This is a genomic window from Flavitalea antarctica (assembly GCF_054461535.1).
On the sequence record NZ_JBTLQG010000029.1, the window covers coordinates 67095 to 81093 of the forward strand.

Annotated in this window: 9 protein-coding genes; 7 read left to right on the forward strand and 2 right to left on the reverse strand. The window is 44.9% G+C overall.

Annotated features, from left to right (window positions below):
* Nucleotides 1–36: 36 nt before the first annotated feature.
* The 7 genes from ACX0G7_RS20745 (at nucleotide 37) to ACX0G7_RS20775 (ending at nucleotide 8412) form a co-directional block, all read left to right on the forward strand.
* Entirely contained in the window at nucleotides 37–1683 is a 1647-nt protein-coding gene (locus ACX0G7_RS20745) for an amidase (RefSeq protein ID WP_458925439.1), read from the forward strand.
* Complete coding sequence (locus ACX0G7_RS20750) at nucleotides 1684–3372, forward strand: amidohydrolase (RefSeq protein ID WP_458925440.1); 1689 nt, start codon at nucleotides 1684–1686, stop codon at nucleotides 3370–3372.
* A gap of 44 nt (nucleotides 3373–3416) precedes the next feature.
* Nucleotides 3417–4082: an SGNH/GDSL hydrolase family protein gene (locus ACX0G7_RS20755; RefSeq protein WP_458925441.1), complete on the forward strand. Its 666-nt coding sequence runs from the start codon at nucleotides 3417–3419 to the stop codon at nucleotides 4080–4082.
* Between the two features lie 14 nt (nucleotides 4083–4096).
* Nucleotides 4097–5572 carry a M28 family metallopeptidase gene (locus tag ACX0G7_RS20760; protein ID WP_458925442.1) on the forward strand — a complete coding sequence of 492 codons (1476 nt, stop codon included), beginning with the start codon at nucleotides 4097–4099 and terminating at the stop codon, nucleotides 5570–5572.
* Between the two features lie 242 nt (nucleotides 5573–5814).
* Nucleotides 5815–6735 carry a type 1 glutamine amidotransferase gene (locus ACX0G7_RS20765; RefSeq protein WP_458925443.1) on the forward strand — a complete coding sequence of 307 codons (921 nt, stop codon included), beginning with the start codon at nucleotides 5815–5817 and terminating at the stop codon, nucleotides 6733–6735.
* Nucleotides 6736–6855: 120 nt separating this feature from the next.
* On the forward strand, nucleotides 6856–8064 hold the full coding sequence (locus tag ACX0G7_RS20770) for a hypothetical protein (RefSeq protein WP_458925444.1): 1209 nt from the start codon (nucleotides 6856–6858) through the stop codon (nucleotides 8062–8064).
* A 33-nt stretch (nucleotides 8065–8097) separates the two neighbouring features.
* Nucleotides 8098–8412 carry a cupin domain-containing protein gene (locus ACX0G7_RS20775; protein ID WP_458925445.1) on the forward strand — a complete coding sequence of 105 codons (315 nt, stop codon included), beginning with the start codon at nucleotides 8098–8100 and terminating at the stop codon, nucleotides 8410–8412.
* Between the two features lie 74 nt (nucleotides 8413–8486).
* On the opposite strand, the gene ACX0G7_RS20780 is transcribed toward ACX0G7_RS20775, so the two are convergent.
* Nucleotides 8487–9671 carry an efflux RND transporter periplasmic adaptor subunit gene (locus tag ACX0G7_RS20780; RefSeq protein ID WP_458925446.1) on the reverse strand — a complete coding sequence of 395 codons (1185 nt, stop codon included), beginning with the start codon at nucleotides 9669–9671 and terminating at the stop codon, nucleotides 8487–8489.
* A 160-nt stretch (nucleotides 9672–9831) separates the two neighbouring features.
* Nucleotides 9832–13999 (reverse strand): CusA/CzcA family heavy metal efflux RND transporter (locus tag ACX0G7_RS20785; RefSeq protein ID WP_458925447.1); only part of this gene is annotated, 4168 nt, incomplete at its 5' end.

Genomic DNA, 13999 nt, shown 5'->3' on the forward strand with positions numbered 1-13999 from the left:
TTAACATTCAATCTCCTCTAAGTCAAAATAACATTAATGAAGAAATGCTGGTTTATTCTTTATATCGTCATGGTTTCTCATGGTTCATTTGCACAACATGGCGATAGTCTGCAGGCAGGTGTTGCGGCGGGTATAATAGGACTTCAATTTACTGCTCCCGAGCTCGATTCAATGCAAGACGAGCTAAAACAAAACAGGAGAAACTTTGAAAAAATGCGGGCGGTATCTGTGCCGAATTCACTGGCCTACCCTTTTGCTTTCAATCCTGCTCCGCCAGGCTTTGTAGTTCCACAAAAACAGGAAAAAATTAATTTTCCGATACCTGGCAACGTTGAACTTCCATCTGACAAAAACCAGCTGGCCTTCTACTCTATACCACAGCTTGCTTCCCTGATCAAAAACCGGAAGATCACTTCAGAAGCACTTACTATATTTTTTCTCGACCGGCTCCGCAAATGGGGCGATACGCTTGAATGCGTCATCACCCTGACAGACAGCCTGGCTATGGTTCAGGCAAGGCAGGCAGACAATGAGATAAGCAAAGGCAATTATAAAGGTCCTCTTCATGGAATACCTTACGGACTGAAAGACCTTTTTGCAGTAAAAGGTTACAAGACCACCTGGGGCGCGGTTCCTTATAAGGATCAATATATAGATGAAGATGCATTTGTATACCAGCAACTACGTAAAGCCGGAGCGGTACTATGTGCTAAACTGACTCTTGGCGAACTCGCATACAATGATCTTTGGTTCAATGGACGTACGCGCAATCCCTGGAACATAAAACAGGGTTCAAGTGGGTCTTCTGCGGGTTCCGCTTCTGCCACTGCGGCGGGATTGCTTCCATTTGCCATCGGAACAGAAACACATGGCTCAATTGTGTCACCATCTAATGCTTGCGGAACTACAGGATTGAGACCCACCTTTGGTTCAGTGAGCCGCTCGGGTGCAATGGTGCTTAGCTGGAGCCTGGATAAAGCCGGTCCCATATGCAGATCTGCTGAGGATGCCGCTATTGTTTTCTATTATCTTAAAGGTACAGATGGCAAAGATGCGTCTGCTATTGAACGCCCGTTCAATTACAAAAACGCACCGGATCTAAAGAAGTTAAGAGTCGCTTACCCGGTAAATTATTTCCGCAATCTTCCAAAAACTTCACCTCAATGGGCTGTGATAGAAAAGTTCCGGGAACTCGGAGCCAAAGTAGAAGAGATGACTTTCCCCGATTCGGTGATTTATCCCTTTAATATTATGGACGTAGTGATCAGTGCTGAATCGGCCGCTGCTTTTGATGAGCTTACCAGGTCAAACCGGGATGATCTTATCCGGAGACAGGATAAAAATTTCTGGCCAAACGCCTTTCGCGCTTCAAGACTAATACCTGCCGTGGAATACATCAACGCAAACCGGCATCGTTCATCCCTGATCATCGCGATGAACGAGCTGATGAAAAATTATGATATCATCATCACTCCTTCCTTTGCCGGTAGCCAGCTTGGTATCACCAATCTTACCGGGCACCCCGTGGTAGTAATGCCAGTGGGATTTACGCCCACCGGTCTACCAGTCAGCATCACCCTCCTTGGGAATTTGTATGATGATGCCACCATTTTAAGTGTAGCAAATGCATATCAACAGGCAACAACTTTTAATAAACAACATCCGGAAAAATTCAAGAACTAATTGGAAAAGCTAACCGAATCTTCTATGATCCCCGCATCGATATCGCGTCGTACATGTAAAACACCTTTAATTGTAGTATTCGCAGTGTTATTCTTTTCGTCCTGCAAACAAAAAATAACAGCGGATCTTATTATCAGGAATGCCGTGATTTATACCGTCGATTCCACCTTTACCGTTGCACAGGCTATGGCCATAAAAGATGGAAAAATCCTTGAAACGGGCAGCAATGAAAGTATCATGCAAGATTATGATTCCCGGATGATTGAGGACCTGGAGGGCAAAGCTGTCTACCCTGGCTTTATTGATGCACATGCTCACTTCATTGGTTATGGTCTAAGCTTAAATACAGTAAACCTGGTAGATACCAAAAGCTGGCAGGAGGTGCTTGCAAGGGTTTCAAAATTTTCAGAAAAAAACAAAGATGGCTGGCTCATCGGACGTGGCTGGGACCAAAACGATTGGGAGTCAAAAGAATTCCCCACGAAGGTGTCGCTTGACAGTTTGTTTCCCGACCGCCCGGTACTGTTGACCCGGATTGACGGACATGCAGCCATTGCAAACCAGGTGGCGTTAAACCTGGCAGGTGTTCAGGCGGGTATGGCTATTACAGGCGGAGACATTGAAGCCGTAAATGGCAAATTAACGGGGGTACTTGTGGATAATGCCGTTGACCTGGTGTCTTCAAAAATTCCTTCCCCGGGACCACAACAAATTAAAGCAGCACTAGCAAGCGCACAACAAAATTGTTTTGCCTTTGGATTAACTACAGTAGATGATTGCGGAATCAGTGCGAATGACGCCAGGGTGCTCGATAGCCTCCATAAAACCGGTGACCTGAAAATGAGAATCTATGCTATGTTGAGCGATGATAAAAGAAACTTTGAATACCTGTTTGCGAAAGGAAAGATCAAGACCGACAGGCTTAATGTAAGATCTTTCAAAGTGTATGCGGATGGTGCGCTTGGCTCACGCGGGGCAAGTTTGCTGGCGGATTATACTGACAGACCCGGATGGAAGGGTTTCCTCCTGAGTGCTCCGTCTCATTTCGATTCCGTTGCATCCATCCTTGCTGAGAAAGGCTTTCAGATGTGTACCCATGCCATTGGTGACAGCGGGAACCGGACTATCCTCAATACCTATGCGAAGTATCTTAAACCAGGGAACGATCTGAGATGGAGAATCGAACATGCACAGGTCGTGGATCCAGCAGACTTTGTAATGTTTGGAAAATATAACATCATTCCGTCTGTTCAACCAACACATGCAACTTCCGATATGTACTGGGCAGAAAATAGACTTGGTGCCCGGAGAGTAAAAGGTGCATACGCGTTCAAAGATCTCCTTGTTCAAAACGGATGGATACCGCTTGGAACAGATTTTCCGGTTGAGGATATCTCTACATTCAAAACATTTTATGCTGCTGTTGTAAGGAAAGATGCCAGGGGGTGGCCGGAGCCAGGTTACCAGGTTGAAAATGCCTTAACCCGTGAAGAAGCACTTCGCGGAATGACCATCTGGGCGGCGAAAAGTAATTTCGAAGAAAATGAAAAAGGCAGTCTTGAGAAAAACAAGTTTGCTGATTTTATAGTACTTGACCAGGACCTTATGAAAACAGCACCGGCAAATCTGTTGAACATTAAGGTACTGAAGACTTATGTAAACGGTGAAAAGGTTTACGGTAACCAGTGAGGGAACAACAATTTAAATTAAACGATCAAATGATAAAAGCAGCCATGAGAAAACTATCACTATTCGCTGTCCTGGTTATTGCTACCAGTTTTGCGACTCTTCAACAGAAAAAAAAGATTGTATTTTTTGGTGACTCTATTACCCAGGCCGGAGTTGGTCCAAAAGGCTATATAACAAAAATCGGCGAGAAGCTCTCGCAAAAGGGTCAGAAGGATCAATATGAATTAATAGGCGCGGGAATCGGTGGCAATAAGGCATATGATCTCTATCTAAGAATGGAAGATGATGTGCTAAGTAAAAATCCGGATATCGTTGTGATCTGGGTTGGCGTTAATGATGTGTGGCATAAACGCACCTCGGGCACGGGGACAGACGCAGACAAATTTGAGAAGTTTTATGTTGCGATCATTAAAAAACTGCAGGCAAGAAACATCAGGGTCTATTTGTGCACACCTGCCGCTATAGGTGAGAAAACAGACTTTTCAAATGAACTCGATGGCGACCTCAACCAATATGCCAAGCTGATCCGGAACATCGCACAAAAAAACAACTGCGAATTAATTGACCTCCGCGATGCGTTCCTGAAATACAATCTCGCCAACAATAAAGAAAATAAGGAGTCGGGTATATTGACAAGCGATCGTGTGCATCTTAACGACAAGGGAAATGATTTCGTGGCAGACGAAATGCTTAAGGTGCTGATCAGATAATAAGCAGGTAAACCATGAAGACTTCTATAGTACTTTTAGTGCTTGCCTGTACAGGGTGTATGGCTCAACCAACTGCTGTTCAGAAAATAGCAGATAAGGTGTCTATTGAAAACCTGAAAAACAATGTCTATTACCTGGCAAGCGACAAGCTGGAAGGAAGACTGATGGGAAGTCATGGAGATACCCTGGCTTCTGTTCTCGTGGCCGATTGGTTCAGTAAACAAGGATTAACAGCGCCCTACGAAAACGGGAAATCATATTTCCAGGCAATGGAAGCAACCAGGCTCACAAAAACAACAACGTTATCTTTCAACGGCAATACCCACACAGAACCTGATGGATTCACCCTGTCTGCCAGTGAACCTTTTCATTCAGATTCGATACCTGTTTTACTCACTGACTTTACAAGCTATAATGAGTGGCGGTCGAATATTCCGAGGTTACCTTTAAAAGGAGCAGCGTTGATCATCAGTTCCCGGATGCTGGGCGTTATGGGCGATATTGACAGCCTGGAAGAAGTATTAAAACAGCGTGGGGTTGTATTGATCATGTGGACCGGTCCCTATGCCATCAAAACAATAAAGCATCAACAGGAGACCGACTTTTTACCGGACTATGTTTTGCCGGAAGTGTTTACACAGGTGTACACACTTCCTGAGCTGAGCCTTATGCCCGACCTCATGCAGAAGCTAATCGACCGTGATGGAATCACGGTGGATGAAAACGGTAATTTTTTGAAACAAGGTGCCGGATCATATGTTCAACTTTCACAAAAGATCTCCCTTCGACACGAGATCCAAAAAGAACTGGTGAAAGCACCGAATGTTATCGGCCTTATAAAAGGCACTGATCAGAAGGCAGGCAGTATTATCCTGTCAGCCCACCACGATCATGACGGAAGAGACGGCGACTCGATCTATTATGGCGCCGTGGATAATGCCAGCGGTACAGCAGCTATCATGGAGGTTGCGGCCTTAATGAATATGGCGGCAAAACAGGGTTTCAAACCAAAACGAAACATTGTTTTTGCGTCATACACCGGTGAAGAAAGGGGTCTGCTGGGCTCTTTTTACTTTGCGGCCAATCCATTGTTCCCTGTTGCTCAAACGCATGCCGTACTTAACATCGATATGCTTGGCCGCATAGACACATTGCATGCAAACGGGCGAAACCCCGACACCAATTATGCCTACATACTTGTAAAAGATAAACTCAACCGCGGGCTGCGGAAATCCCTGTTCCAGGCGAATGAATCTGTTAAACTTACCCTGGACACTCACTACGAACTTCCCCAGTATGAGCAGCGCCGGATCTATGGCAGTGATCAATATCCATTTTACGAAAAAGGCGTCCCATTCATCAGGATTGACTGCGGGTTCGCGAAAGAATACCACAAACCAGGAGATACTCCGGATAAGATCAATTACGAATTGCTCGGCAGGCAAACAAAACTTGTTTTCCTGACGCTTTGGAACCTGGCAAACAATTAATTATCTCAAGCCATTGTGCCACATCTCCAGATGACCAAAATAGAACGGTTTCTATCCATAGTATTTGACAATCAATGGTAACTGGGCGGGGAAACAGAAAGGTTTTTATCCATAAAGATTTAACATCTAATGGTAATCCGGGCGTGGAAAGTGACAGGTTTTTATCCCTAAGTATTTAACATCCAACGGTAATCTGGGTGTGGAAAGTGACAAGGTTTTTATCTCTAAGTATTTAACATCCAATGGCAATCTGGGTGTGGAAGCCGTATCGGCCAGTGCCTTCATTCCTGGCAAAATTTGACTATTTTTGCAGGATGATATTGAAGGAAAAGAAGCAGATCCGTGTCGCTATTTTAGATCTATATGAGGGCCAGCCAAACCAGGGCATGAGGTGCCTGAGAAACATACTGAGTTCCTATGGTTCTGCAAACCAACTGAACCTGATTTATGATGAATTTGAAGTGAGGCTTCAGCACAAGGTTCCGGATCTTTCTTATGACATTTACATATCCAGCGGAGGGCCAGGCAGCCCGCTTGACAGCGCCGGCTCTGCCTGGGAGAAAGAATATTTTGACTGGTTATCTGCCGTCGAAGCCTGGAACAATAACCCGGATAACCAGGACAAAAAGTTTGTTTTTTTTATCTGTCATTCCTACCAGCTCGCATGCAGGCACTGGAACATAGGGAATGTGAACAAACGGAAATCGACGGCCTTTGGAGTTTTCCCTATTCACCCGGTTGCTGAAGGTGAAACCGAGCCCGTTTTCGAAGGATTACCGGATCCTTTTTATTCTGTAGACAGCCGTGACTACCAGGTAACGCAGCCAAACCAGGAGGTACTTGAAGCGATGGGGGGCCATGTTCTTGCAATTGAAAAAGAAAGACCACATGTGCCGCTTGAAAGAGCGATAATGGCGGTGCGTTTCAATGATTATATGATAGGCACGCAATTTCATCCGGAAGCGGATGCGATCGGTATGAGTATGTACCTTCAGCGGGAAGATAAAAAATCAACCATCATTGCAGAACACGGTGAGGAAAAATGGAAAAGCATGATTGAACACCTCGAAGATCCTGACAAAATTCTTTTCACTTACTCATTGTTGCTACCTAACTTCCTGGACCAGGCCACAGAACAAAAACGTGAACTGGCCTTGCGATAAAAAAAGGAGTTGAATATAAGAAGATCCGTGATTACGGGTCTTTTTTGCTTTGAAGACATGTCGATATCCGTTATGCTTTGAAGTAAAATACCTAAATTATGGTTCAAGAACAGCATAGCTATGGTACCATCAGTCCGAAAGGCTTTTAATGAAAATTTTACCGAAGACCAGTATCAAAGATTTCTGGATGCATTAAATGTCCCCTATCCTGGTGCTATTGAATTCAGGATTGCCGAAACACCGGTATTTGTTCCGGCTGGTTTTACCCGGAAGATGATCGACGCCTGCGAACACGTTGTGGATGTGATTAAAGATCCCAGGTTTAAGGCACTTACGGAAAGAAGTATACCTGGTAGTGAAAGAGTGCCGGATGAAAATGATCATGCCCATATGATTGCCTTCGACTTCGGGGTGTGCATGAACGAAGAGGGTGAACTCGAACCACAGTTAATAGAGATGCAGGGCTTCCCGACTTTATTCGGTTTCCAGGTATTGTATCCTGAATTATTGCGCGAATTTTTCCCGGTGCCCACAAATTATACCCACTACCTCGGTGGATATAATAAGGATTCTTATATTGAAACACTTAAGGAAGTGATATTGGGAAATCATCAACCAGAAAATGTCATCTTACTTGAAATCAAGCCGCATGAACAGAAGACCCGTATCGACTTCTACTGTACCGCCGATTACCTGGGATTAAAAATCGTATGTATTACCGATCTAATCCAGGAAGGGAAAAAACTATATTATCTGAACAGTGGCGTCAAAACACCTGTCAAGCGCATATACAATCGCGTTATCTTCGATGACCTCAATGCTCAAAGAAAGAACCTCGGCGACTTTGTAGATATTACCCAGGAACTCGATGTAGAATGGATCACACACCCAAATTGGTTTTATCGCATCAGCAAGTTTACCCTACCCCTTATCAGGCACCCATATGTACCACCAACATTTTATCTGAATGAGATAAAACAGCTTCCGGCCGATCTCGAAAACTATGTGCTAAAACCTTTATTTTCATTTGCCGGCCAGGGCGTTGTGATTGATCTTAATTCCGCAGATATAGAAAAAGTGAAAGATCCCGAAAACTGGATCCTGCAGCGCAAAGTAAAATATGCCGACATCATTCCTACTCCCGACATTCCCGCCAAAGTGGAAATCAGGATCATGTATATATGGAAAGACAATGCCCCGCGGCCGGAACCTGTTATCAATCTCGCGCGGATCAGTAAGGGAAAAATGATAGGCGTGAGATATAATATGGATAAAACCTGGGTCGGCGGAAGCGTTTGTTATTTTGAGAAACCGGTTGCACCAAGATGATCATCCCTTAACTTAAGCTTCATAACGACAATTATGCAATATTTGAATGACATTTCTCCGCGGGAATTTTTACCCGGCTTTTTTGGGCGCTTCGTTCACGGGGCTTCAAGTACCCTATCTTTTGTTACGATCAATCAGGGAAGCCGGCTCCCAATGCATCAGCATATGCATGAACAAATAACACATGTCATCGAAGGTGAACTCGAAATGATGATAGGTGGTGAACAGTATTTGTTTACTGCGGGCTCCGTACACGTGATACCCGGAAATGTGCCCCATTCGGCTCATGCAATAACTGATGTTAAAGTGCTGGATTTCTTTTCGCCGGCGCGGGACGATTACAGATAACGCATACACCCGGACTGATCCTGTTTTAGAATTAGACCTCATCCTTATTATTCTGGTAATAACCTTCCCGAGAGTTATTCGCCGTCATTTGTGTTTTTCATTTTTGATAACACGGCATAGGCATTTTTTGTAACGACTGGTTTGCCGGCCAATGTCCCCGTGGAATCGAAAACATGTACACGACCATCCTGTCTCAGACCGGTCGTAACGGGTATAAGGCGGAAGTCATTTTGGTTTTGAGCCTGCAGCAGGTATTCATGACTGCCATGTCTTACCACAGATTCTTCAGGTACTGTTAACCCAACCGTATCAGATAAAAGTATTGTCCCATTCAGAAACATACCTGGAAGCAAAGTCGCAGGCATCTGCTCAAAGTGACAATGTACGATACCTGTTCTGTTCTCATTCACATTTCGGGTAACCAGGATCACTTCACATAGATATTTCTTACCGGGTTCATCAACCAGTGATACGGATACCTTCTGGCCTTTCCTTACCCTTGAAATATCCTTTTCAAATACTACCAGGGCAGCATGCATATCATCGGGATTGATCAGTTCAAATAATACGTCGGTTGGGTTTACAAACTTGCCAATGTTGACATTTACTTTTGAAACAAAGCCGTTGATGGGTGAATAAATCGGGACCACGCTGGATATATTCGATTCATTGAGATTAGCCGGGTTGACCCGTATCATACGCAGTTTTTGGGTGTAACCGCTCACCAGCACTTTCTGGCTCGCATAGTCTGCCTCAACCTGCTGGAAAATCTTTGCTGAATTGACATTGTTTTCCTGCAGCATTTTTTGCCTGTCATATTCCAGTTTAAGATAGTTCAATCTTGCCATTGCCATCAGGTAATCCTGCTGCAGCTGCACCAATGCCTGGTCTTCCATTAAACCTATCACCTCGCCTTTTGACACATGCATACCCGGTAGCAGTTTTGTGTTCTTAAGATATCCGCCGAATGGAAAGCTTACGGAGACAATGTTCTGAGGGGGTACATCAACGGAACCGTTTACCGACAATTGAGTACTTAGTGTTTGTTGCACAGGCAGCGCAGTTTCAACACCTGCATTTGTTATCTGCAGAGAAGTCAAAGTTACCACATCGCCCCTTACAGCTGTGTCGGGAACTGAAGCGTTTTCATCTGCCTGCTGTTGTTCGGATGAATCGTTACAGGCCGTGAGTCCACACAGCAACAAAAACAAAATGAATGTTGCTGTGGCGACCTTTTCCAAAATGATTCTGTAGGACATAATATTTTATTCGGATTAATTATCATTAAGTTTTACTATCGTGTTTCAGGTCCTGCCTGATATTTTGACAACGCTTTCGGATGATTGTTATCCGGGATGTGACAAGTTCATTGTAGTTGTCATGTCTCAAACCGGAAGTTAGCAGTTGACTTTTTCTTGTCTATTTTCCTACCAGGTATTGGATTTCTATAATTGAATTGTTTAATGCCTTCACTGCATCAAGGTACCCTACTCTCAGGTTAACCGCGTTACTCATCAACACCGTCCATTCAACATACCCGATATCCCCATTTCGGAAACTTATCATCGCATTTTTCATAATCAGTGATGCGTCTCTTAAACCCCTGGTCTCAAAAAATTTCAACCGTTTAATTAATTTCTCCTGCTCATTCATGGCTGCAATCAGTTGGTTTTGCAGCTGCACAACCCCGGCCTCAAGCTGAAAGCTCATGGCCTCTTCTTTTAATACCATGGCTTTGATCCGTGCTTTGGTGGATCTTGAAAACAACGGAAGGGCAACGCCTAACTGGTAGAAACTGAATCGGTCCCCGGCATCATAATAGTCCTGGTTAACGCCGTCTTTGGACTGATATCCCCGGATCGACAAGTTGTTGTAGCCGACGTTGAAATCCGGCACCAGCCGGTTCCGTTCCAGCGAAGTCTGTGCCCTGACCACCCGCAATTGTTGTTGGTAGTATGCCAGCAAAGGATTATCCTTCACGGTGGCACTATCGCCTACCAGTACTACAGGTATCTTGATATCGTCATAAGCAGGTGTTAAATCATCTTTACTATTGAGTAAGGTCTTAAGTCTTGCCTGATAGATTTCGAGATCTTCATCCAGTTCCTCAGCCTGGAGTTTAATCTGTTCAACCATAGACAAAGCGGTCGTCGTTTCCAATGAATTCGTCTCGCCTGCCTTCAGTCTTATTTCTGCGGCTTTGGCGAAATCCACATATATTGAGTCGAGCTCATCCAGTAATTTCTGTTTTTCAAGTAACACCGACATCTCATAATAATTCACTTTCACCTGTTTGACCAAATCATTTATGGTTACGGCCACTGATTGCTCCTGCAGTCCGGTCTCAGCTTTAAAAAACGATCTCTGTCGTCTATATATCACCGGTAGTCCGATATTCTGCGATACTAACAAGCGACTATCATTAAATGTACTGTTCATGTTGCCGTACTCCACGCCAACAAGGGTTTTGGGAGGATCAAAAGATGATTTCTCCAGTTGCCTGGAGTATTCGAGAGTTTTACGGGCAGCTTCAAGGGACAGATTGTTTTTCCTCGCCATATCCAGCATGTCATTTAATGACATTCTTAAAACGCCGGTGTCATTCCCCGGAGTAGCGGCAGGCGCAACCGCGTTGGGAAGGTTGGTATACTTATTCTGTTGAGCATTAGCAACACCGGGAAGTATTAAAAACAACAGGCAAATCATACTGATCACCGGCGCAGACAGTTTTTTACCACGATTTTCAAGCCATGCATATAATACAGGCAACACGATCAGGGTGAGTATTGTTGCAGTAACAAGACCTCCGATAACCACAGTTGCGAGCGGTCGCTGTACCTCAGCACCGGAACCCTGGCTGAGCGCCATCGGAAGAAAACCCAGTGATGCTACAGAGGCGGTCATTAAAACGGGCCGCAACCGGATTCTTGTTCCTTCCATAATGATTTCTTTGATATCTGTCATACCTTCTTTCTTTAGCTTGTTAAATTCAGTAATCAATACAATGCCGTTCAGCACCGCTACTCCGAACAATGCGATAAAACCAATACCCGCCGAAATGCTGAAGGGCATACCGCGAATTATCAACGCAAAGATTCCGCCAATAGCAGACAATGGGATCGCTGTAAAGATGAGAATACCATATTTCATGGAACCAAATGCGAAATACAGCATGAGCAATATCAAAAGCAGGGCAGCCGGTACCGCTATAAACAGGCGGTCCTTTGCTTTGCTGAGATTTTCAAACTGTCCACCGTATTTCAGCGAATATCCGGCTGGTAATTTGATCTGACGGCTGAGTTTTGCTTCAAGTTCAGTGACAACAGACTGCACATCGCGACCGCGGACATTAAAGGCGGTGATGATCCTCCGCCTTGCGTCTTCCCGCTGTATCTGGTTAGGACCATCCTTTATATTGATGTCAGCGAGCTGAGCCAGTGGCACCTGTAATCCACCCGGAGTATTGATCAGGAGTTGCTGAATATCTGTAATGTCCTGCCTTGAGCTTTCCTTCATCCGGACCACCAGGTCGTACCGTCTTTCATTTTCATACATGATCCCGGCAACCTCTCCCGCAAAAGCACTTCGTAATACCTGGTTCACGTCTGCGATATTCAACTGGTATAATGCAATTGCTTCGCGGTGATATTTGATAACAATTTGTGGCAGGCCTGTTACTGATTCAATATAAATGTCTGTGGCTCCGTTCACTGACTGGATCACATTTCCGATTTTGGACGCGTAAGCCGTAAGGGTATCCAGGTTTTCACCGAATAATTTACAAACTACATCCTGTCTTGCGCCAGACAATAGTTCATTGAACCGCATTTGAACGGGATATTGAAAGCCTGCAGACAGGCCGGGTATTTCATTTAATGTCTTGCTCATTTTGGTGGCGAGTTCATCGAACCCTGTTGCAGACACCCATGCCTTTTTGGGCTTGAGAGAGATGATGATATCGGTCATCTCTATCGGCATCGGGTCAGTGGGAATTTCACTGGCACCGATACGTGTCACCACTTTTTCGATCTCAGGATATTTGTCCTGCAGGAGCTTAACAGCTTGCTGTGTTACTTCGATGGTTTTAGTCAATGATGCACCCGGCAAAAGTCTTGCATCCACGGCAAAATCGCCTTCTTCTAACTCCGGGATAAATTCTCCACCCAACCGCGAAAGTGCAAAGATCGCAGCGCAAAACAATAGTACGGTGGTTACAAGGACGACTGCAGGCTTGCGCAAGGATTGCTTCAGTAAAGGGCCGTAAAATCTTTGCAGCCATGTCATCATCTTGTCTGCCCAGCTTTCCTTATGACTTAATTTCTTACTGAGAAAAATTGAAGATATCATTGGCACATAAGTGAGTGAGAGAATAAATGCGCCGATCAAAGCAAAGGATACAGTCTGTGCCATCGGCCTGAACATCTTACCTTCGATACCGACAAGCGTCAGGATAGGCAGATATACGATCAGGATGATAACCTGCCCAAACACAGCGGGGCTCATCATTCGTGACGCAGCCCCTGAAACTTCAAGATCCATTTCAGCCTGGCCAATCCGGTTCTTTTTGAGAACATGTGAAAGGCGGTGAACCAAAGCCTCGACAATGATTACCGCACCGTCCACTATCAACCCAAAATCCAATGCACCAAGGCTCATCAGGTTTCCGGACACTCCGAAAATATTCATCATGATCACAGCGAATAACATCGAGAGTGGTATAACACTCGCAACTATAAGACCGGCCCTTAAATTCCCGAGGAAGAAAACAAGTACAAAAACGACGATTAGAGCACCTTCAATAAGATTTTTTGAAACTGTGCCGATGGCGTTATTGACCATTTTTGTTCTTTCGAGAAATGTTTCTACCACAACTCCTTCAGGCAGTGTTTTCCGGATCTCCTCCATTCGCTTGCGCAGCTCCTTCACGACCGCTGAAGCATTGGCTCCTTTCAACATCAGCACAACGGCGCCGGAAACTTCCCCCTGGTCCTTGTAAGTCATCGCACCGTATCTAACGGCATTACCTATGCGCACCTCGGCCACATCTTTGATAAACACAGGCGTACCGTCAGAATTTTGTTTTACAAAGATGTTTGCAAGTTGGTCCGTATTCGAGGCGAGTCCTTCCGTTCGTATGAACAGCGCATTGGGTCCCTTTTCGATATAAGAAGCACCGGAGTTCTCGTTGTTTTTTTGTAAGGCATTAAAAACATCGCCGACAGTGATGCCCACGCTTTTCAATTTCGAGGGCTCCACTGCTATCTCATATTGTTTCAGTATACCTCCAAAACTACTTACATCGGCTACCCCCGGCGTGCCAAGCAGCTGGCGCCTGATGATCCAGTCCTGTATGGACCTTAACTCTGCCAGGTCATATTTGCCTTCATATCCTTTTGCAGGACGAACAACATACTGATAAATCTCACCCAGCCCGGTCGTGACCGGCGCAAGTTCGGGGGAACCGGCATGAGCAGGGATCTGGTCACGTACCTGGATAAGCCTTTCGGACACTTGTTGCCTCGCCCAGTAAACGTCAGTTTCATCTGTAAAGACAAGGGTGATGACCGAAAGCCCAAACCTTGAAATA

What these genes read in the sequence shown, in the direction of transcription:
- ACX0G7_RS20745 (WP_458925439.1), top strand. Translation starts at nt 37, where the DNA reads ATGAAGAAATGCTGGTTTATTCTTTATATCGTCATGGTTTCTCATGGT.
- ACX0G7_RS20770 (WP_458925444.1), top strand. Translation starts at nt 6,856, where the DNA reads ATGGTACCATCAGTCCGAAAGGCTTTTAATGAAAATTTTACCGAAGAC.
- ACX0G7_RS20760 (WP_458925442.1), top strand. Translation starts at nt 4,097, where the DNA reads ATGAAGACTTCTATAGTACTTTTAGTGCTTGCCTGTACAGGGTGTATG.
- ACX0G7_RS20755 (WP_458925441.1), top strand. Translation starts at nt 3,417, where the DNA reads ATGAGAAAACTATCACTATTCGCTGTCCTGGTTATTGCTACCAGTTTT.
- ACX0G7_RS20780 (WP_458925446.1), bottom strand. Translation starts at nt 9,671, where the DNA reads ATGTCCTACAGAATCATTTTGGAAAAGGTCGCCACAGCAACATTCATT.
- ACX0G7_RS20775 (WP_458925445.1), top strand. Translation starts at nt 8,098, where the DNA reads ATGCAATATTTGAATGACATTTCTCCGCGGGAATTTTTACCCGGCTTT.
- ACX0G7_RS20765 (WP_458925443.1), top strand. Translation starts at nt 5,815, where the DNA reads ATGGCAATCTGGGTGTGGAAGCCGTATCGGCCAGTGCCTTCATTCCTG.